This window comes from Nocardia sp. NPDC058058 (genome assembly GCF_042885355.1).
Classification (GTDB): domain Bacteria; phylum Actinomycetota; class Actinomycetes; order Mycobacteriales; family Mycobacteriaceae; genus Nocardia.
In genome coordinates, this window is sequence record NZ_JBHVSA010000001.1 from 341,022 (window position 1) to 361,720 (window position 20,699).

Annotated in this window: 16 protein-coding genes; 15 read left to right on the forward strand and 1 reads right to left on the reverse strand. The window is 66.2% G+C overall.

Annotated features, from left to right (window positions below):
* Nucleotides 1-11: 11 nt before the first annotated feature.
* From ACFVUS_RS01490 to ACFVUS_RS01560, 15 genes are all read left to right on the forward strand, one after another.
* A complete protein-coding gene (locus tag ACFVUS_RS01490; protein WP_387761167.1) occupies nt 12-1,025 on the forward strand; it encodes a sugar ABC transporter substrate-binding protein in 1,014 nt (337 codons plus the stop codon).
* A gap of 19 nt (nt 1,026-1,044) precedes the next feature.
* Complete coding sequence (locus tag ACFVUS_RS01495; protein ID WP_387761168.1) at nt 1,045-2,088, forward strand: ABC transporter permease; 1,044 nt, start codon at nt 1,045-1,047, stop codon at nt 2,086-2,088.
* Nucleotides 2,085-2,876, forward strand: a complete 792-nt coding sequence (locus tag ACFVUS_RS01500; protein WP_387761169.1) for an ATP-binding cassette domain-containing protein — start codon at nt 2,085-2,087, stop codon at nt 2,874-2,876. The genes ACFVUS_RS01495 and ACFVUS_RS01500 overlap by 4 nt, the downstream gene beginning before the upstream one ends.
* Nucleotides 2,873-3,811, forward strand: coding sequence for a 5-dehydro-2-deoxygluconokinase (iolC, locus tag ACFVUS_RS01505; RefSeq protein ID WP_387761170.1), 939 nt, complete (start codon nt 2,873-2,875; stop codon nt 3,809-3,811). The genes ACFVUS_RS01500 and iolC overlap by 4 nt, the downstream gene beginning before the upstream one ends.
* The gene (locus ACFVUS_RS01510) at nt 3,802-4,695 is read left to right on the forward strand and encodes an aldolase (RefSeq protein WP_387761171.1); all 894 of its coding nucleotides are present in this window, start codon (nt 3,802-3,804) and stop codon (nt 4,693-4,695) included. The genes iolC and ACFVUS_RS01510 overlap by 10 nt, the downstream gene beginning before the upstream one ends.
* A complete protein-coding gene (iolB, locus tag ACFVUS_RS01515; RefSeq protein ID WP_387761172.1) occupies nt 4,692-5,582 on the forward strand; it encodes a 5-deoxy-glucuronate isomerase in 891 nt (296 codons plus the stop codon). The genes ACFVUS_RS01510 and iolB overlap by 4 nt, the downstream gene beginning before the upstream one ends.
* Nucleotides 5,579-7,420 (forward strand): 3D-(3,5/4)-trihydroxycyclohexane-1,2-dione acylhydrolase (decyclizing), encoded by a 1,842-nt coding sequence (gene iolD, locus ACFVUS_RS01520; RefSeq protein WP_387761173.1) that lies wholly within the window; start codon nt 5,579-5,581, stop codon nt 7,418-7,420. The genes iolB and iolD overlap by 4 nt, the downstream gene beginning before the upstream one ends.
* 181 nt (nt 7,421-7,601) lie before the next feature.
* Complete coding sequence (locus ACFVUS_RS01525; RefSeq protein ID WP_387761174.1) at nt 7,602-9,077, forward strand: hypothetical protein; 1,476 nt, start codon at nt 7,602-7,604, stop codon at nt 9,075-9,077.
* Between the two features lie 130 nt (nt 9,078-9,207).
* A complete protein-coding gene (locus tag ACFVUS_RS01530; protein ID WP_387761175.1) occupies nt 9,208-11,151 on the forward strand; it encodes an MFS transporter in 1,944 nt (647 codons plus the stop codon).
* Nucleotides 11,152-11,169: 18 nt separating this feature from the next.
* Complete coding sequence (locus ACFVUS_RS01535; RefSeq protein WP_387761176.1) at nt 11,170-12,054, forward strand: winged helix-turn-helix transcriptional regulator; 885 nt, start codon at nt 11,170-11,172, stop codon at nt 12,052-12,054.
* Between the two features lie 105 nt (nt 12,055-12,159).
* A complete protein-coding gene (locus ACFVUS_RS01540; RefSeq protein ID WP_387761177.1) occupies nt 12,160-13,620 on the forward strand; it encodes a carotenoid oxygenase family protein in 1,461 nt (486 codons plus the stop codon).
* A gap of 14 nt (nt 13,621-13,634) precedes the next feature.
* On the forward strand, nt 13,635-14,630 hold the full coding sequence (locus ACFVUS_RS01545) for an LLM class F420-dependent oxidoreductase (protein WP_387761178.1): 996 nt from the start codon (nt 13,635-13,637) through the stop codon (nt 14,628-14,630).
* 62 nt (nt 14,631-14,692) lie between these two features.
* A complete protein-coding gene (locus ACFVUS_RS01550) occupies nt 14,693-15,877 on the forward strand; it encodes an acetyl-CoA C-acyltransferase (RefSeq protein ID WP_387761179.1) in 1,185 nt (394 codons plus the stop codon).
* Between the two features lie 28 nt (nt 15,878-15,905).
* A complete protein-coding gene (locus tag ACFVUS_RS01555; protein ID WP_387761180.1) occupies nt 15,906-17,651 on the forward strand; it encodes a class I adenylate-forming enzyme family protein in 1,746 nt (581 codons plus the stop codon).
* Between the two features lie 34 nt (nt 17,652-17,685).
* Nucleotides 17,686-18,903: an acetyl-CoA acetyltransferase gene (locus tag ACFVUS_RS01560; RefSeq protein WP_387765347.1), complete on the forward strand. Its 1,218-nt coding sequence runs from the start codon at nt 17,686-17,688 to the stop codon at nt 18,901-18,903.
* 251 nt (nt 18,904-19,154) lie between these two features.
* Here the strand turns inward: ACFVUS_RS01560 and ACFVUS_RS01565 are convergent, their stop codons facing one another.
* Nucleotides 19,155-20,672, reverse strand: coding sequence for a DUF222 domain-containing protein (locus ACFVUS_RS01565; protein WP_387761181.1), 1,518 nt, complete (start codon nt 20,670-20,672; stop codon nt 19,155-19,157).
* Nucleotides 20,673-20,699 lie beyond the last annotated feature (27 nt).

Genomic DNA, 20,699 nt, shown 5'->3' on the forward strand with positions numbered 1-20,699 from the left:
ATGTGATGACAATGAAGTCCCAAGTAGCACCCCCGGGCGCGAAACGTTCCGGCCCGAAACGCTGGCGGCGACTATCGCCCTGGATCGCGGCCGCCGCCGTGCTCGCCGCGTGCAGCGGCCCGGGCACCGATCAGACCGCCCCCGCGCAGGCTCCGGTCGCCGTCGGCAAACTGACCTCCGTCGCGGTCGTCACGCACGGTTCACCCGGTGACGCGTTCTGGAATGTGGTCAAGAACGGCGCGGAGGCCGCGGGCGATCAGCTCGGGGTGCGCGTGGAATACAACTCCTCCGGCGATCCGAGCCAGCAGGCCAAGCTCATCGACAATGCCGTCGCACAGGGCGTGGACGGCCTGGTCGTCTCCATGGCGAATCCGGACGCGCTGCGCACCTCCATCGAGAAGGCGGTGTCCTCGGGCATTCCGGTGGTCACCATCAATTCCGGTGAGGACAAGAGCGTGGCCTACGGCGCGATCGGCCATGTCGGCCAGAGCGAGCGCCAGGCCGGTGAGGCCGCCGGCAAACGCCTGCACGATGCCGGAAAACAGAAGATGCTCTGCGTGATTCACGAGGCCGGGAATATCGGCGCGAACGAACGCTGCGCGGGCGCGACCCAGGGCTTCGGCACCGCGGTCACCCTCCAGGTCGACATCAACAATCCGACCGATGCCCAGGCGCGCATTCGCGGTGCGCTGGAAGCGGATTCATCGATCGACGCCGTGCTGACGCTGAATTCGCAGATCGCCGCCCGCGCGGTGGACGCGGTCCGCGAATCCAAGTCCAAGGCCGCCATCGCCACCTTCGATCTCAATGACGATGTGGTTGGCGCGATTCGGGCCGGATCGCTGCTGTTCGCGGTCGATCAGCAGCAGTACGAACAGGGCTATCTGCCGGTGGTCATGCTGAAGCTGTACCGGTCCAATCTCAATGGCGTCGGCGGCGGCCATCCGGTGCAGACCGGACCGGCGTTCGTGGACAAGAGCAATGTCGATGTCGTCGCCGGGCTAGTCGCCCAGGGCACGCGGTAACGGGCCGGGAGTGAATGACATGAGTGTTGCCACAACGGCTTCCGAGCCGACAACGAGTCTGCGGTCATCGCTGGTGCAGCGCCTGGTGGTGCGGCCCGAACTGGGCGCGCTGATCGGCGCGCTGGTGGTGTTCCTGTTCTTCTCGATCATCACCGACAAGTTCCTGAGCGCACTGGGCGTATCCAACTGGCTGGATGACGCGTCCACGCTCGGCATCATGGCGGTGGCGGTCGCCCTGCTCATGATCGGTGGCGAATTCGATCTCTCCGCCGGTGTGATGACGGCCTCCACCGCGCTGGTCACGGCGCTGCTGGCGGTGAACGCGGGCTGGAATATCTGGCTGGCCCTTGCGGTTTCGCTGCTCTTCGCTCTTGCGGTCGGTGCGCTGAACGGCTGGGTGGTGATGCGTACCGGCCTGCCGAGCTTCATCGTCACCCTGGGCACCTTCCTGGCCTTGCAGGGCCTGAATCTCGGCGTGACACGGTGGGTTACCGGCACCGTGCAGGTCTCGGGCATTCGCGGAGCCGATGGCTACCAGTCCGCGGGCTGGGTCTTCGCCTCCACCACCGATATCGGCGATGCGCACATTCAAGCCTCGGTGGTGTGGTGGATCGTGCTCACCGCCATCGCGGCAATCGTGTTGATGCGCACCAGGTTCGGCAACTGGATCTTCGCGGTCGGCGGTTCACTGCCCAGTGCCCGCGCGGTCGGCGTCCCCGCCGCCCGCACCAAGATCATTCTCTTCATGACCACGGCCTTCGCGGGCTGGGTGGTGGGCGCGTGCAATCTGCTGCGCTTCTCCAGCGTGCAGGCCAATCAGGGGGTGGGACTGGAGTTCCAGTACATCATCGCCGCGGTGGTCGGCGGCTGCCTGCTCACCGGCGGCTTCGGTTCGGTGGTCGGCGCGGCACTGGGCGCGCTCACCTTCGGCATGGCACGGCAGGGCATTGTCTTCGCGGGCTGGAACAGCGACTGGTTCATGCTCTTCCTCGGCGTGCTGCTGCTCTCGGCCGTACTGGTCAACAACGAGTTCAAGAAGCGAGCGGAAAGGGTACGCCGATGACTTCCCAGGCACCCCTCATCGAAACCGTCGATATCGGAAAGAGTTACGGCGGCGTGGTGGCGCTGCACGATGTGACCATGGTGGTCAATCCCGGCGAGGTCACCTGCGTGCTGGGCGATAACGGCGCGGGCAAATCCACCCTGATCAAGATCTTGGCCGGTGTGCACCAGCACGATACGGGCGAGTTGCGTATCGAAGGTAAGCCCACCCGATTGTCTTCCCCGCGTGAGGCTTTGGACCTGGGCATCGCGACGGTGTACCAGGATCTGGCGGTGGTGCCGCTGATGAGCGTCTGGCGCAATTTCGTGCTCGGCTCCGAACCCACCAAGAAGCTGGGCCCGATCCAGCTGCTGGACCGGCGGCAGTCCCAGGACATCACCCGTAAAGCCCTGGAGGACATGGGAATCGAGATCCGCGATCTCGAACAGCCGGTCGGCACGCTCTCCGGCGGTCAGCGTCAATGCGTCGCCATCGCCCGCGCGGTGCACTACGGCGCGAAGGTGCTGATCCTGGACGAACCCACGGCCGCACTGGGTGTGAAGCAGGCGGGCATCGTGCTGCGCTATGTGGTCCAGGCGCGCGACCGCGGCCTGGGCGTCGTGCTCATCACCCACAATCCGCACCACGCCTACCCGGTCGGCGACCGCTTCCTGCTGTTGCAGCGCGGCGGCCAGCTCGGGTCCTACGAGAAGTCCGAGATCGACCTCGCCGAACTGACCCGCCAGATGTCCGGCGGCGCGGAACTCGAAGCGCTGCAACACGAATTGCAGCGAGTGGTGTCGGAATGACCGAACTGGAAGTGCTGACCGTCGGCCGAGTCGGGGTCGACCTGTATCCGGAGCAGAGCGGGGTGCCGCTGGCCCAGGTGCAGACCTTCGCCAAATTCCTGGGCGGCACCGCCACCAATGTCGCGGTGGCGGCCGCCCGGCTGGGCCGCCGCACGGCGCTGCTCACCAAGGTCGGCCCCGACGGCTTCGGTGATTTCGTGCGGGACGCGCTGTCGGACTTCGGCGTGGAGAACCGCTATGTCGGCACCGCGCCGAATCTCCAGACGCCGGTGGTGTTCTGCGAACTCAACCCGCCCGCCGATCCGCCGCTGCTGTTCTATCGCGCGCCCATCGCACCGGATCTCACCCTCGTCGATGATGAGATCCCCTGGGATGTAGTCGATTCCGTGCCACTGCTGTGGGTCACCGGTACCGGCGTCAGCGCCGAACCCGGCCGCACCACCCAGCGCGCCATGCTGGAGCGCCGTGATCGGCGCGGCCACACCGTGCTGGATCTGGATTACCGCCCCATGTTCTGGCCCGATGTCGAGACCGCCCGCGCCGAGATCGGCTGGATGGTCGATCACGTGAATGTGGTGGTGGGCAATAGAACCGAGGTGCAGGTGGCCGTCGGCACCGCCGATCCGGACGAGGCCGCCGACCGGCTGCTCGCTCGGGGCGTGCGCCTGGCCGTGATCAAACGCGGCGCGGAGGGCGTGCTGGTGGCCACCGAGGCCGAACGCTGGACCGTCCCGCCGTGCCGCGTCGAGGTCGTCTGTGGCCTCGGCGCCGGCGACGGCTTCGGCGGCGCGCTCATTCACGGCCTGCTCGCGGGCTGGGATCCACATCGCCTGGGCACCTTCGCCAATGCCGCCGGGGCGCTGGTCGCCTCCCGCCTGGCCTGCGCCGACGCCATGCCGACCGAGGCCGAGATCGAGGAGTTACTGTGCACCTGACCGACGACCGCTGGTACCGGCTGCTGCGCGCCCGAGCCACCGAACCCGAAGCGGTGCAGCGCGCCTACGCGGACCGCATTCGCCGCCCGAACTTGCTGTCGGACAAGGGAACCCTGTTCCTGGTCGCCGCCGACCATCCGGCACGCGGCGCGCTGGGCGTCGGCGCGGACACCACCGCCATGGCGGATCGCCGCACGCTGCTGGAGCGGCTGCTCATCGCGCTGGACAATCCCGCCGTGGACGGCGTGCTCGGCTCACCCGATATCGTCGAGGAACTGCTGCTGCTCGACGCCGTGCACGACAAGATCGTCATCGGCTCGATGAACCGCGGCGGCCTGGCCGGAGCGGACTGGGAGATCGACGACCGCTTCACCGGATACGATGCCGAATCCCTGGTGAAGTACCGGCTCGACGGCGGAAAGATGCTGCTGCGCATGGTCGATTCGGACGCGGGCACCATCCCGACGCTGGAAGCCTGCGCCCGGGCGGTCTCCGAACTCGCCGAGCACGGGCTGATGGCCATGGTGGAACCGCTGCCGTACGGGCGCGATCCGTCCGGGTCGCTGGTCATGCATCGCGATGCCGCCTCGCTACAGCGCGCCATCACCATTGCCTCCGGCCTGGGCGTCACCTCGGCCTACACCTGGCTCAAAATACCCGCACCGCAGGATATTTCGGCACTCGATGCCACCACGCTGCCGGTGCTGGTGCTGGGTGGCGCGCCCTCGGGTGATCCGGCGGCGGACCTGGCGTCCTGGGGTTCGGCTCTCACCCACGATGTGGTGCGCGGTCTGGTTGTCGGCCGCAGCCTGCTCTATCCGCCGGACGGCGATGTGGCGGGCGCGGTGGACGCCGCCGCGAGAGTGCTCGAGGCCGCGTCATGAGCAAGCTGCACCATCGGCACGGAACCCTCGGTGACAGAAACGATCCCGTCGCGCTGACACCGGATGACGCGGGCTGGACCTACACCGGTCTGCGCGTACTCCGATTGGAGGCGGGCGAATCGCGCACCGTGCGGACGGGTGAGTTCGAAGCGTTCGTGCTGCCGCTGTCCGGATCGTGCACCGTCCGGGTGGACGGCCTCACCTTCGAACTGGAAGGCCGCGAAACGGTTTTCACCCGCGTCACCGACTTCGCCTATGTCCCGCGCGATGCCGAGGTCGAGTTGACGACGACGCACGGCATAGAGGTCGCGCTGCCGATGGCACGCTGCACCCGCCGCCTCGAACCCAAATACGGGCCGGCGGAGAAGGTTCCGGTGGAGGTACGCGGGGCAGGCGTCGCGACTCGTCAAGTCACCGGCTTCGGTGTCCCCGGAATCTGGGACCACGCCGACAAACTCAATGCCTGCGAACTCATCACCCCCGGCGGCAATTGGTCCTCCTATCCGCCGCACAAGCATGACGAGGCGAGCGACTGCGAGGTCGTCAACGAGGAGATCTACTACTTCCGCATTGCCGACCGCGATGGAATCACGCCCTCGCCAAGGGGTTTCGGCATGCACCGCACCTACACCGCCGATGGCGCACTCGACGAGAACGTCGCCGTCCGCGACGGTGACGTCTTCCTCGTCCCGCACGGCTATCACGGCCCGTGTATCGCCGCCCCCGGCTATGCCATGTACTACCTCAATGTCCTGGCAGGTCCCGCCGCCGACCGGTCCATGTCCTTCTGCGACGACCCGGACTACTCCTGGGTCCGATCGCACTGGGCCGATGAACCGATGGACCCGCGCTGCCCGGTCACCTCGCACGAAGGACGCCTGCCATGAGACTCACGACCGCACAAGCCCTGGTGGCCTGGCTGGTCGCCCAGCGCTCGGAACTGCTCGACGGCACCGAAGTACCGCTGTTCCCACACGTTTTCGCCATCTTCGGGCACGGCAATGTGCTCGGGCTGGGCACCGCGCTCCAGGAACGCCGGGACGATATCCCGGTGTGGCGCGGGCATACCGAACAGGGCATGGCGCTGGCCGCGGTCGGTTTGGCCAAGGCCACCCAGCGCCGCCAGGTCGGCATCGCCACCTCGTCCATCGGTCCGGGCGCGCTCAATATGGTCACCGCCGCCGGTGTGGCACATGCCAATCGGCTGCCGCTGCTCCTGCTGCCGGGTGACACCTTCACCAGTCGCGCACCCGATCCGGTGCTCCAGCAGGTGGAGAACTTCGGCGATCCCACCGTCACCGTGAACGATTCGTTCCGCGCGGTGAGCAGGTATTTCGACCGCATCACCCGCCCGGAGCAGTTGATCGCGACGCTGCCGCAGGTGGCGCGGGTACTCACCGATCCGGCCGAAGCGGGGCCGGTGACACTGGCACTGCCGCAGGACATTCAGGTGGAGACCTACGACTTTCCGGACGCGTTGTTCGAGCCGGTACTGCATCGCGTCCCGCGCCCGCGCCCGGATCGGCGCAGCGTGTCGGAGGCGGCGGCGCGATTGCGTACCGCACAGCGCCCGCTCCTGATCCTCGGCGGCGGCGTGCGCTATTCGGGCGCGGTCGACAGCGCGGTGAAATTCGCTGAGCGGCACGGTATTCCGATCACCGAGACCACCGCCGGGCGGACCCTGGTCGAACACGGTCATCCGCTCTACGCGGGTCCGCTCGGCATTACCGGCGCGGCCTCGGCCAACACCCTGGCCGCCGAAGCCGATATCGTCCTGGCCGTCGGCACCCGGCTGCAGGATTTCACCACCGCGTCCTGGACCGTTTTCGCCGACGATGTGCGACTCATCCACATCAATGCCGCGCGCTTCGACGCCGTCAAGCACGGTGCGCTCGCGGTGGTCGGTGACGCCGACGCCGCACTGGCCGACCTCGCGCCCGAAACAGGGGAGTGGCACGCCGATCCGGCCTGGACCGCCCGCGCCGCGACCGTCCGCGCCGAATGGGACGCCCATATCGACAAGCTCCGCGCCCCCGCGCTCGGTGCGCCCACCTATGCCCAGGTCGTCGGCATGGTCAATGAACTCAGCGGTCCCGACGATTACGTGATGACGGCCTCCGGCGGTCTCCCCGGCGAACTCATCGGCGGCTGGCGCGCCACCGGCGGCGCACCCACCATGGATGTCGAATACGGCTTCTCCTGTATGGGTTACGAGCTCTCGGGCGCGTGGGGCGCGGCCATCGCGCATCGCGGCCTGGTCACCACCATGCTCGGCGACGGCTCCTATCTGATGCTCAATTCCGAACTGTTCTCCGCGGCGTTCGCGGGTCATCCGCTGGTGGCGGTGGTGTGCGATAACGACGGATACGCGGTGATCGCCCGCCTGCAAGAAGGTCAGGGCGCGGAGCCGTTCAACAATTTCTACGCCGATTGCCGCAGCAATCACGATATGCCGCCGCGGGTGGATTTCGCCGCGCACGCCCGCGCGCTGGGCTGCGCGGTATTCACCGCGGGCGAACCCGCGGAATTCCGCGATGCCTACGCCCGCGCCCGTACCACCGCCGTCGCGGAGCATCGTCCGGCCGTACTCGTGGTGCACACCCAGCCGTCGTCCTGGACCGAATCCGGTGCGTGGTGGGAAGTCGGTGTGCCCCAGCACCTCTCGGGCCGCGCCGCCTATGAGCAGGAAAAACCCGGCCAGCTGCGCTACACCCGCGCGGACTGATCGCGGCCCCGCGCGCGGCACACCCGAGCAATCCGGTCATACCGGCACTCGCGTGACCCGCGCGGGCAATCTATGGCAGACTCGGCGCAAACGCGCAGGGCGGTCGGCAAGGAGATCGCACGCGCACGGTTGATGCGGGAGTTTGAAGGTCGCAATGGATCTCAGCGCCATTGAGCGCCAGGTGGCTACGGATAGAGCGGCCGCCCGCGACCGTTCGCCCGAAGCCGAACTGGCCCTAGCCACCACCCTGTGCGAATTGGCCCGCGGCCTCATTGCCACCAAAAGCGATCCGGCACAGCGTGATCTGTCCGCCTCGGCACTGGAACCCGCGCAGGAGGCCGTACTGCTGCGGCTGCGCTGGCTCACCGCCGGACATGTGAACGCGATCTTCGCGGGGCAGGTGCAGGACGCGCTGCGACTATTCGAGGAGGCCGCCCGCACCATCGGCCACCGCGAGTTGGCGACCTCCACCATTCGCAACGCGTGCAATGCCTATCGGCAGGTGGCGTACAACTACCCCAATGCCGCCGCCGTCTGCGCCGACGCACTCGCCAAATGCGGTGTGTGGCTGTTGCGCCTGGACCCCAATGCCGCGGTCGCGGCCAGTTCGGACGCGGTCAGCATTCGCGCCCAGCTCTTCGCCGCCGATCCGGAACAGGCCGCGCGCTATCTCTCCAGTCTCAATACGCTGCTGCGCACGCTGATGGTGGGTCGTCAGCGCAAACCGGCCATCGCCATGTATCGCGAGCGCTATGCCGCGGTCACCTCACCGGCCATGGCGCAGCGGTTGCGGGAGATCCGAGTCGAGGACATCGGGTTCACCAGCAAGACCGTCACGGCGCTGCGAAAGCTGGAAGTCGCCACCCTGGAGCGCGCCGGGTATCTGACCCAGCAGCAGATTCTGTACCAAACCTCCGGTGACCTGGCGACCATCGAAGAGGTCAACTGGCAGCTCGCGCTGATCGGCCTCAAACCGCTCGCCGCCGGCGCCATGCCGGATCAGCCGTCCAAGCCGATGGAGATCAGCACCTCGTTCGGTGCGCTCGGGGTGCGCTGTTCCTCGCGCAATGCCGTCACCCTGGTGCGCGCCGCCATTCTCGCGGCGTATTCCGCCGACGGCGCGCAGGCCGTGCCCAGCACCGCCTACCTCGGTGTGGACGAAAAGCATTGGAGCACACCGGACCCCGAAGCCAATCGCGCCGAACGCCTCGGCGAGGACGTGGTCCTGATCGAAAAGGTTTCCGAACACTGGGTTTCGGTGAAGAGCCTGAACTGGGAAATCGCCCCGGTCGGCAAACATCCACTGGCCCTGCGGCTTTCCCAGGAATGGCCGGTGGTCAGCGTCGCCACCACCGAGAACATGTCGTACGAACTCTGTTGGTACGAGGGCGGTTCCGCCATCCAGTACGCCGCGCTCGGTCTTCCGGCCGGGCAGATTCCGCTCGAAAAGCCGCTCGCCCCCTTGGATTTCAAGGCACTCGCGGAATACGGCGCGGACTACGCCTCCGAAACCCAGGTGCGCTCCGCGTTCGGCAATACCACCATGTTCACCAAACTCACCAGCCTGCCGGGCAGCGGTATCCGCCAGGCCGCCGAGGCCGGACCGCTGGCCGAACACGGTTCCAACACCCTCTACTTCCGTGCCGGGACCGAATAAACACGTATTTCTATAACAGTGATGCCGATCACTTGTGGCCGTTACCCTGTGATCACCTCGGCAGCTCGTGGCGCATCTTGATGGGTCTTCCGGTCACACGAAATGCCGTGGTCAGAAAGGCATTTCGATCATGAGTTCGACTTCGACCGCCCCCGGTCCGATAGCACCGACGCTGTTGACCGGGCTGTGGCAGCGCAAGATTCCGCACTACCCGGACAACCGTACCCGGTCCTGGTATCTCTTCCTGGTGGTGATCGTCTCGGTCGCCCTCTACTACCAGCTCTTCGTCTCGGGCGCGGTGGGCAATGAGCTCATCGCCTATTTCCACCTGTCCTTCGCGTATTTCGTCGGCATCTTCATCGCCGGTGCGGCGTTCGGCGCGGTCGCCTCGGTCATCGCCGGGCTGCTGGACCGGTGGGGGCGGGCCAATATCGTCGCCTACGGCACGGTGATCTGCTCGGTGCTCACGCTGATCGCGGTGCCCGCCTGCACCACCAAAGAGGCGTACCTGATCGTCTACTGCGTGATCGGCATCGTGGAAGGCGCGGTGCTGGTGGCCACCCCGGCCCTGGTGCGCGACTTCTCACCGCAGCTGGGCCGCGCCTCGGCCATGGGCTTCTGGACCCTCGGACCGGTGCTCGGCGCGCTGGTGACCACCGAGATCTCCACCCAGACCCTGTCCGCGCATCCGGATTGGCAGTTCCACTACCGGTTGTGCGGCGCCATCTGCGTGGTCATCTCCATTCTCGGCGTGGTCGGATTGCGCGAACTCAGCCCGGCGCTGCGCGATCAGATCATGGTGTCCATGCGCGATAAGGCGCTCATCGAGGCCCGCGCGCGCGGGCTCGATGTGGAGAGCCTCGAGCGCGATCAGTGGAAACAGATGATGCGCTTCAATATCGTCGGATCGGCATTCGCCATCTCGATATTCCTGGCGTTCTTCTACACCATCGTGTCGTTCCTGCCGGTGTACATGGCGACGAACTTCGGGTTCACCGCACAGCAGGCCAATGCGATGGGCAACTGGTATTGGATCGCCAATGCGGTGTCGCTGGTGCTGACGGGCATCATCTCCGATTACCTGAAGGTCCGAAAACCGTTCATGCTCTTCGGTGCCGTCATCAGCATCATCGGGGTGTTCATATTCCTGGGCTATACCGATAAACCGGGTACCGACTACTACACCTTCGCCGCGGTGCTCAGCCTGATCGCGGTGGGCAGCGGTATCTGCTACGCGACCTGGATGGCCTGCTACACCGAGACGGTGGAGAACCGGAATCCGGCGGCGACCGTCGCGGGGCTCGCGGTGTGGGGCGGCATTCTGCGCACGGTGGTGACATTCGTACTGCTCGGATTGCTGCTGGTGGTGACCGCGGCGGGCACGCTGGTGAATTACGGCCCACGGCTGCAAACAATTTCGGCCAAATACCATAATGAGCTGGCCACCATTCAGAAAGTCGGCACGGATACCATGGCCCAGCTCGGTGCCAATCCGAATGATGCCGCCGCTCAGGTGACCGCACTGGTGAAATTGACCGGTGCCTCGGCCGCCGATGTGCAGACCACGGTCGCGCTCAATGCCAAGTATCCGCAGGAGTTGGCCACCCTTCAGGCCATCGATCCGGCGGTGCTGACCAAGATGCTGATCAATCCGGCCGATCAGGCCAGTGCCGCCACCGCGGTGAGTCAGGTCGCGCAGAAGTTCAGCATTCCGCCGGATCAGGCCATCGCCAGAATTCAAGCGGCACAGAAGGTTCCGGTGAACGATCTCGCCGTCGCCTCGCAGGTGGGTCCGCAATTGACCACCGCCAGCAATGAACTCAAGGCGGTCAGCGCGATTCCGGCCGATGATCTGGCATTCCTGTCCGACCATGCCAAGGACGCGCAGCAGGCGGCGATCGATTCGCCCAAGCAGTGGCGGACCTGGTGGTGGATCTGCCTGGTCGCGCAGATCGCGTTCCTGCCGTTCGTGTTCTTCATGTCCGGTTTCTGGAGCCCGAAGAAGGCGGCGGAAGCGGCGGCCGCGCACGATGAGGCGGTGTCCCGCGAGCTGGAAACACTATCCGTACGGTGATCCAGTACAGTTATTGAAGTGCACAAGAACTCCGTGGCCGCCACCTTCGACCTGCTCGGCGACCGCCTGACGCTCACCATTCTGCGTCTGGCCTTCGTCGAGCACGCCCGGCGATTCCACCACTGGAGTGACAGGACGAACGCGCCGCCGGCCGTGCTCACCGCACGGCTGGCGGCGCTCGTCGATGCCGGGGTGCTGTACCGCGATCGCGGCGAATACCGGCTCACCGAATTGGGGCTCGGCACCTGGCAGATCCTGGTCTGCGTATGGTCCTGGCAACGGGAGTGGACAGCCGAATGGGCGCTGCTGCCCGAGTTCGTACACACCGAATGCGGGCATCGCGGGCCGCCGGTGGTGATGTGCAAGAGCTGCGGGCGCACCGTGACGCCGCATGACACCGATGTCGAATTGGATCGGGATGCGCTGTGGCACATCACCTCCGGGCGCAGGCGTTCGGCACGCGCGGCCGCGCCCGCCGGTGACGACGCGCGCTTCGACGAGATCATGGAGGCGATCGGTGATCGCTGGAGCGCCGCGGTCACCGGTCTGGCGCTGGCGGGCGTGCGGCGATTCTCGGAATTCCGTGCGGCACTGCATATGTCGCCGACCACGCTGACCGAACGACTGACCCGGCTGGTCGAGGCGGGCATTCTGCACCGGCCCGAGACCGATGCGCGTGAGTACCGGCTGACCCCGCGCGGGCGAGCGCTGTTCGGGGTGTTCGCGTTCCTGTTGGCCTGGGCCGATCACGCGCATCCCGAGCCCGAACCCGGGCTGCGGATCCACCATCGGGAGTGCGGTGCGGTGTTGATTCCGGCGCTGCGCTGCCGGGGCTGCGAGGCCGAATTGACCCGGACCGATGTGCGATTCGAAGCGGCCACCGCGCGGGTTTCGCAGGGCTGAGGGCGGCCGTCGGGCCTTGACAGCTCTCGTTGAGACGCGTATCACTTCATTAACTGTAGTGAAATTCGCCGGGCCGTTCGAGCCCGGCTGCTGGAGGCGCCGCTCATGCCGCTCAATGAAGAACTCATCGCTCCCGCCGCCGAGGCGCTGACCAATCCGTACCTGGAGGGTCCCTACGCCGCGCAGTCCGACGAGATCACCGCCACCGACCTCACGGTGCTGGCCGGGGAACTGCCCGTGGACCTCGACGGGGTGTATGTACGCAACGGTCCGAATCCGCAGTTCGCGCCGTTGGGCCGGTATCACTGGTTCGACGGCGACGGCATGCTGCACGCGGTGCACTTCGAGAACGGGCGGGCCACGTATCGCAATCGGTACATTCGCACCGCCGAATTCGATGCCGAGCGATCGGCCGGAACCGCGCTGTGGCGCGGGGTGATCGAGCCCTGGGACGGGAACCCCGCCGGGGATCGGCGCGAACGCAACTCCGCCAATACCGATGTCATCTACCACCACGGCAACCTGCTCGCGCTCTGGTACCGCGCGGGCAAGCCGTATTCGATCGATCCGGTGAGCCTCGAGACGCGCGGAGTCGACGACTTCAATGGCACACTGCCGGGCGAGGTTTCGGCGCACGCCAAGGTCGATGAGCGCACCGAGGAATTCCTGTTCTTCGACTACGGCATCAATGCCCCGTACCTGCGCTACGGCGTCGCGGATCCGACCGGCAAGGTCACCCACTTCACGGGGCTGGAGCTGCCCGGACCGCGGCTGCCGCACGATATGGCGATCACCGAGAACTACTCCATCCTGATGGATCTGCCGCTGTACAACGATCCGCGCGCGGCTGCCGCCGGGCGATTCAAGATCTTCTTCGATCGCGAGCTGCCGAGCCGGTTCGCGGTGATCCCGCGCTATGGCGTTGGGGCGGAAGCGAAATGGTTCGAGGCCGCGCCCGGGTACATCTATCACACGGTCAACTCGTGGGAGGAGGGCGAGGAGATCGTGCTCATCGTATGCCGGGTCACCGAGCCCAGCCCGGTCTCCGATCGCGCGCATCCGCTGGCGCAGTTGCTCGCGTATCTGCGGCCCGAAGCCAAACTGCACCGGTACACCTTCAATCTCCGGACCGGGGTCACCACCGAAACGCCCCTCGATGACGTGAATACCGAATTTCCTGCGATCGATCAGGGGATCACCGGGCAGCGCGGGCGATACTCGTATCAGATGCGACTGTCGGTGGATCGGACCATGATCTTCGATGCCGTCATCAAGTACGACTTGCTCACCGGCACAAAGGAAACCGCGCCGTTCGGCGATGGCATGTACGGCAGTGAGCTCACCGTGGTTCCGCGCCCCGGCGCGACATCCGAGGACGACGCCTACTTGACCATGTTCGCCCACAACAATCACACGGGGCTGTCCGAGGTCTGGATCTACCACGCCGCCGATCTGAGTAAGGGGCCGATCTGCCGGTTGGGAATCCCCACCCGGGTACCGCTCGGCTTCCACGCCACCTGGGTCAGCGGGGAACGCATGCGCGCCGCGTCCCAGCCGATCGCCTGAAAAGGTCTGTGCCCGTGCCTGATCCACGATTGAGCGTGAGCCTGCCGTACTGGCAGGACCGCGACCCCATGGACGCCCTGCTGGTGGCCGAGGCCGCCGATAAACTCGGCTACGACCGGCTGTGGCTCGGTGAGATGGCAACCTTCGACGCCTTCGCTCTCGCCACGGCCGTGGGTCAAGCGCCGGGTCGAATCCCCCTGTGTATCGGACCGCTGGCGGTCGACGTCCGGACTCCGGCGACCATCGCCATCGGTGTGGCAAGTGTCGCCGCCCTCACCGGGCGGGCCGTCGATATCGCGCTCGGCACCTCGAGCACGGTTGTGGTGAAGGACTGGCACGGGCGTGAAAGACGGCGCACCGCTGTGCATTTGGAGGAGTCGGCGCACATCGTGCGGCAGTTGCTCGACGGCGAGAAGGGCGACTTCGACGGTGAGATCGAACGTATCCGCGGCTACCGGCTGCGCCTGCCCGCCCCGCCGCAGGGGCTCCGCCCGGAGCTGATCGTGGCGGCCTTCGGGGACCGTGCGCTGGCGGCGGCGGCCCGTACGGCTGATCGAGTGGTGCTCAATCTCGTCACGCCCACGCAGGTTGCCCGATGTGTCGCGCGCATAAAGGAATTCGCGGCCGAAGCCGGGCGTGCCACCCCGAAGATCTCGGTGTGGGTGACCGCGGCGGCGGATCCGACACCCGACATGCTGCACACGCTTCGGCGCGGGGTGGTCGGCTATCTGCGTGCGCCCGGCTACGACGCCATGTTCGAGGAGGCGGGCTTCGGCGATGTGGTGCGACTGGCGCACGGCGGGGCTCATCCGCGCGAGGTGCTGGCCGCCGTTCCCGACGAATTGCCCGCGACCGTGGGGATGTTCGGCGATGCCGTCACGCTCGCGAACCGGCTCACCGCGTATCGGGACGCCGGGGCCGACGAGGTGGTGATCGTGCCGGTGTCCACCTCGGAGGATCCGGCCGCGCAGCACACCCTCGAGATCCTCGCGGGGATCGAACATGGCTGACGCGCTGATCTGTGCCACCACTGTCGGCCATTGGAATTCGAATGAGATCGGGGAGAGCTGCGGTGGGTGACGCATTCATTTATGACGCGGTGCGACTGCCTCGGGGCAGGGTGCGGCGAAGTGGTGGGACGCTGGCCGAACTGCCGCCGTATGAGCTGCTCGGACAACTGCTTTCGGCATTGAGTGAGCGGGGGTGTCCGGCGGAGTCGGTGGACGACATGGTGATCGGGGTCAGCACCGCGGTGGGAGAGCAGGGCGGGGATATCGCCCGGGCCGCCGCACTGTGGGCTGGTTGGCCGGATTCTGTTCCGGGCGGGGTGGTTTCGCGGCTCTGTTGTTCGGGGCTCGACGCTGTTGAGGCCGGGGCGGCTCGAGTTGCGGCGGGCTATGTGGACATTGTCGTTGCCGGTGGCGTCGAGTCGATGTCGCGGGTGCCGATGCTGTCGGATCGGCCCGCCATCGCTCTGGACAATGATTTGGGGGAGCGGACCGGGTTCGTGACCATCGGGGTGTCGGCGGATCTGACGGCGGCCGCGTACGGGATCACTCGACCGGAGTTGGATGCCTATGCGGTGCAATCACATCGGCGTTCGGTTGCTGCGGAGGTCTCGGGGGCGGTGATTCCGGCCCGCAAGGGCGGCACGGTGGTGCTGGACGCCGATGAGGGTGCTCGGGGCGATGCCTCGGTGGCGGCGTTCGCCGAATTGCCCGCGCTGTTCGGGGAGGACCCCTCGTGGGAGCGGGTGGCTCGCCGCCTGCCGGACGCTCCGCGTCCCGTCGCCGGATTGCACACCATTGCCACCGCGCCGCAGCTCGCCGATGGCGCGTCCGCGGTGCTGATCGGTAACGCGGCGGCGGAACGGACACTGGGACGAAAGCCGTTGGCCGCCATCGTCGGTACGGCTCAGACCGCAGTGCGCTCACCGTTGCTCACCGCGCCGGTGACCGCTGCCCGGGTGGCGTTGGGCCGCGCGGGAATTACCGCCGGGGACCTCGACGTGGTCGAGGTGAACGAATCCTTCGCCGTCACACCGCTGGTGCTCACACGTGAGTTGAATCTTGATCCGGCGCGGGTCAATCAATCAGGCGGCGCTGTCGCGGTCGGGCATCCGCTCGGCGCGACCGGCGGCATCCTCATCGCCCAGGCGCTCGATGCCCTGACCCGGTGCGACGGCGAACACGCGCTGGTGACCATCCCCGCCGCGCTCGGCCTGGGGTCGGCGGTCGTGCTGCGGCGGCTGTCATGAGCAAGAACTACGAGTACTAGGGAACTTCATGGCTGAATCACCCACTCCCGCACCGCTTGCCGGTGCGCGTCGTACCACCGGGACGAGACATCCGGTGCGGCCCTGTCATCCGGAGGACACGGTGCGCGACTATCTCGAGCGCGGCTGGTGGGAGAGCGAGACGATCCCCGCTGTCTTCCGCCGCCGCGTCACCGAGACGCCGGACGCGTCCGCGCTGACCGATCCGGCGAATCTGGCGGATCTGACCGGCGCGGCACCCCGCAGCCTGAGCTGGCACGGGCTCGATGATCACGTAATCGATATCGCGGCAGTGCTTTTCGCGCAGGGTATCAGGCAGGGCGATACCGTCGCCGTGCTGTTGCCGAACTCCATCGCGCTCACCGCCACGTATCTGGCACTGTGGCGTTTGGGTGCGGTCGCCACGCCCATGCCCGCGTCCTACCGGCGGCATGAGATGTCCGGGATCGTTGCCGCGACCGCCGCCGATGCGATCATCACCGCCGGAACGCTCTCCGGTCGGGAGTTGGCGGAGGAGGCGCTGTCCGTCGCCGACGGCGGTGCGACGGTATTCGCGTTCGGCCCCGGGATTCCGGATAAGGCTGTGGCGCTGGGCGATCCGGCGGACACTCAGGCCCGCGACCGGTTCCGGGACTATGAAACAGCGTTGCAGGTCACCGTCAACGACCGCATCACCGTGTGTTGGACCAGTGGCACCGAAGCCGCGCCCAAGGGTATTCCGCGCTGCCACGGAGACTGGCTGGCGGTGGCGCGCGGCGTGCAGGACGGTCTCGGCATCACCCCGGATTCGGTGGTGCTCAATCCATTTCCGATGGTGAACATGGCGGGATTCGCCGGTGCGTTCCTGCCCTGGCTGCTCGCGGGTGGGCACCTGGTGCAGCATCATCCGCTGGATCTGCCGGTGTTCTTCGCGCAGATCGCCGAACATCGGGTGACGCACACCAGCATGCCGCCCGCGCTGCTGACCATGCTGTTGCAGAACGAGAGTCTGCGCGCGCACGCTGATCTGTCGTCACTGCGCACCGTGGGGTCCGGGGGTGCGCCGCTGCCCCCGCCCGTGGTGCGACGATGGCAGGAGGAGTTGGGCATTCACGTGCTCAATTTCTTCGGGTCCAACGAGGGCGTGAGCCTGCTCGGCGCACCCGCTGATATTCCGGATCCGACTGTGCGAGCACAGCATCTGCCGCATTACGGTGCGCCCGGGGTGGAGTGGTCCACTCGGCTGGCGGCGCGCACCGCGGTGAAACTTGTCGACGTCGTCACCGGCGAGACGGTCACCGCACTGGGTGGCCGTGGCGAACTTCGCCTGCGCGGGCCGGCGGTATTCGGTGGGTATCTGCCAGGCACCGCCACCGCCGAACCCTTCGATGACGAGGGATATCTGTGCAGTGGAGACGTTTTCGAACTCTGCGGGCCGGACGGGCGGTACCTGCGCTTCGTCGATCGGGTGAAGGAGATCATCATTCGCGGCGGGATGAATATCGCCCCGGCCGAGATCGAGGGTTTGCTCTCGGATCATCCCGGCGTCACCGATGTGGCGATCGTCGGCTATCCGGACGAGATCCTCGGCGAGAAGTGTTGCGCCTTCGTGGTTCCCGCGCCGGGAGCCACCGTCACGCTGGACGATCTGGTCGCGCATCTGCGGTCCCGCGAGGTCGCCTCGTTCAAACTGCCCGAACGACTGGAGCTCGTGGCGGCGTTGCCGCGCAACCCCGTCGGCAAGCTGCTCCGCCGCGAGCTTCGCGACCAACTCTGATCCGGTACAACATAATTCAGGAGTCACAGTGTCCGTGCATATTCTCGGCGGCAGCCAAACCGACTTCGCCGTCAATTGGCATCGCGCCGGACTCGGGTTCGACGCGCTCGTCAAAGCGGTGACCGAAGCGACGTTGTCCGAGACGGGGATCAACCCCGCCGATATTCAAGTCATCCACGTCGGCAATGCCTTCGGGCAGCTGTTCACGGGGCAGGGGCAGTTGGGCGGTATGCCCGCGACCGTGCTTCCGGAGCTCTGGGGGATTCCCGCGAGTCGGCACGAAGCCGCCTGCGCCTCCGGCAGTATGGCGGTGCTGGCCGCCATGGCGGACCTGGAATCCGGGCGGTACGACTGTGCGCTCGTGATCGGGGCCGAACTGGAGAAGACCGTCCCGGGTAACCAGGCTGCGGCGTACATGGGCGCGGCGGCGTGGACCGGTCATGAGGCTCAGGACACGGATCTGGTGTGGCCCACCATGTTCGCCGCCGTCGCGGAGGAATATGACCGGCGATACGGGCTGGACCCGGCGCACCTGCATGCGATCAGCGAGCTGAATATCGCCAACGCGCGGTTGAATCCGCTGGCGCAGACTCGGGAATGGTCGTATACCGCAGATAGTTTCACCGCCGATGATGTTGCGAATCCGCCGGTGGCGGGGCCGCTGCGGCGTCAGGATTGCAGTCAGATGACCGATGGTGCGGCGGCGTTGATTCTGGTGTCGGATCGATTCCTGGAGCAGCACAGGGATTTACGGGCGACCAAGCATGCGGTGATCACCGGGTGGGGGCATCGGACGGCTGGGTTGTCGCTCGCGCAGAAGTTCGAGGTGGCGGCGGCGGAGCCGTATGTGTTTCCGCATGTGCGGCAGACGATGGTGGATGCGCTCGGGCGGGCGGGGCTGACTGAGATCGCCGAGGTTGATGCTGTGGAGGTGCATGATTGCTTCTCGATGTCGGAGTATATGGCGATTGATCATCTTGGGATTACGTCGCCGGGGGAGAGTTGGAAGGCGGTTGAGTCCGGGGAGATTGGTAGGGGTGGAAGTCTTCCGGTTAATCCGGGTGGGGGGCTTATCGGGATTGGGCATCCGGTGGGGGCTACGGGGGCTCGGATGTTGCTTGATGCTTACAAGCAGGTGACTGATCAGGCTGGGGAGTATCAGGTTGATGGGGCTCGGAGGATCGCTGCGTTGAATATCGGGGGGAGTGCCACTACCGTGGCTGGATTTGTTGTGGAGGCTTGGGGGGTCTGAAGACATTTAAAGACAAGAGACTTAAAGACAAAAGAACCAAAGACAAGAGATTTAAGGACAAAAGACCCAAAGACAAAGACGCCTGGACAAGAAGAAAAGAAGGCCCGGAGGGCCTCGAGACACCGGCTCCCAGCCGTACGGACTTGGCAGAGGCCGTGCGGGAGATGCCTTGTAGCACCAGCAGGCCGTGCGGACATGCCTGTAGCACCGGCAGGAAGGCTCCTGACGGTGGATACAGGTAGGGGTGGAACCTATTGCCGGGCTGGGCAAGCCGGGCGAGGCAATACCCAGGGTCGCTGACGCATCCGGTTCGGCGCACAGGCCCGAGCACGGGCGGCGGGCAGTGGTGGCGCTGCCGGGGCGGTAGCCATCAACTCGTCCGGGTGGTGCATGTGATTGACCTGCGGTGTCCGAGTCGGATCGATATGCGCAGGAGCGATCCACGCGGTACGCCCCGCGAACTTCGCACCCTTACCGAGCTTGATGGTGGTCCACCCGGTCGGGGTGTCGTTCACCAACGCGTGGCAGTGATCGCATGCCAGGGTGAGGTTTTCGATATCGGTCAGGCCGCCTTTGACGAACTCGGTCACATGATGGACAGCGGCCATGCTGGCGGGTGCGGTGCAGCCGGGGCGGGTGCACCCGCGTTCGGTGGCGATCAACGCCATCCGCTGGGCCGGGTTCGCCAAACGGGCTCGACCGATGTGCAGGGGCATGTCCTCACCATCAGTGATGACCGAGAATGTCTTGCTCTTGCGCGCAGCCATTTCCAGCGCGACAGCCACAGGCACAGTCCCGCCGGTAGCTGTAGTGGCTACTCCGGCGGCGCGTTCCACATCGTGGATGCTCATGGTCACGATCGTGGTGACCGGCAGGCCTCGGTGCGAGCCGAGGTGGTTGGGGTGAAAGTCCGGGTGCAGCAGCGCGAACAACGCATCATGCTGACGCTGCACCGTGGTGCGCATATCGCGCTTGGCGGCGGCCTTCACCACCTCGGGGTCGAGGTTCTCATCGACTACGAACGGGCTTTCGGGATCGGCGGGGTTGCACAGACCCGGCTTGGCGAGCTTGGCCAGCACCGCATCCATCGCGGCCCGGGCTTCGGGGGTCAACACCACGGTCATGGTGGACATCAGATCGAAGCCCTGTGGGCTCAACTGCATGCTGCGCATACGTGCACGGTCTGCATCATCGGTCAGCGTGCCATCCGGATCGAGATGACCCAGGATCCGATCGCCGATCTTGGGCAGCTGGTTCGGGTTCAACGCCCGCGCGTGCCGGGCCAGGTGCTCTTCGGCCAAGGCGCGATCCTCTGCGGTGACCTTGTTCGGGAGTCGGTCCATGACCTGGCGGATGACACGCACATGGTCGAGCCCGATCGCGCCTTCTTCCTGCGCCAGTGCGGTATTGGGCAGCACGGGTGCTGGGATGGACAGCTCGGCGTTGTCTCCGACGCGGGGCCAGATGGCTGCTTGTTCGGCGCAGTGCCACCGGTTCAGCGCGTCCCCGTGCGAGATCCGCAGTGTCTGTTGCAGAAACAGCGCCACGCTCCCCGCGCCCGCCCGCTTGGGCAGTGACCGGGAGCAGGTCTGCACGACCAGGTCGAGTTTGAGCGCGTCGAGTTTGCGGGTGGCGGTTTCGATCTGCTGCATCAATTCGACAATGTCATTATCCGACATCGGAATAAGTGGCAGCGAGGCGAGGGAGTCCACCGCCGCGGACAGTGTGTTCACACTGTCCGCGATTGCGATTTTCTCCCTCGAGTTCATGCCTCTATTCTACTTCGGAAAAGCGGA

Bases quoted from the DNA above. Each gene is read 5' to 3' on its own strand.
- ACFVUS_RS01490 (WP_387761167.1), top strand. From the start codon at position 12: ATGAAGTCCCAAGTAGCACCCCCGGGCGCGAAACGTTCCGGCCCGAAA.
- ACFVUS_RS01495 (WP_387761168.1), top strand. From the start codon at position 1,045: ATGAGTGTTGCCACAACGGCTTCCGAGCCGACAACGAGTCTGCGGTCA.
- ACFVUS_RS01500 (WP_387761169.1), top strand. From the start codon at position 2,085: ATGACTTCCCAGGCACCCCTCATCGAAACCGTCGATATCGGAAAGAGT.
- iolC (WP_387761170.1), top strand. From the start codon at position 2,873: ATGACCGAACTGGAAGTGCTGACCGTCGGCCGAGTCGGGGTCGACCTG.
- iolB (WP_387761172.1), top strand. From the start codon at position 4,692: ATGAGCAAGCTGCACCATCGGCACGGAACCCTCGGTGACAGAAACGAT.
- iolD (WP_387761173.1), top strand. From the start codon at position 5,579: ATGAGACTCACGACCGCACAAGCCCTGGTGGCCTGGCTGGTCGCCCAG.
- ACFVUS_RS01530 (WP_387761175.1), top strand. From the start codon at position 9,208: ATGAGTTCGACTTCGACCGCCCCCGGTCCGATAGCACCGACGCTGTTG.
- ACFVUS_RS01540 (WP_387761177.1), top strand. From the start codon at position 12,160: ATGCCGCTCAATGAAGAACTCATCGCTCCCGCCGCCGAGGCGCTGACC.
- ACFVUS_RS01555 (WP_387761180.1), top strand. From the start codon at position 15,906: ATGGCTGAATCACCCACTCCCGCACCGCTTGCCGGTGCGCGTCGTACC.
- ACFVUS_RS01565 (WP_387761181.1), bottom strand. From the start codon at position 20,672: ATGAACTCGAGGGAGAAAATCGCAATCGCGGACAGTGTGAACACACTG.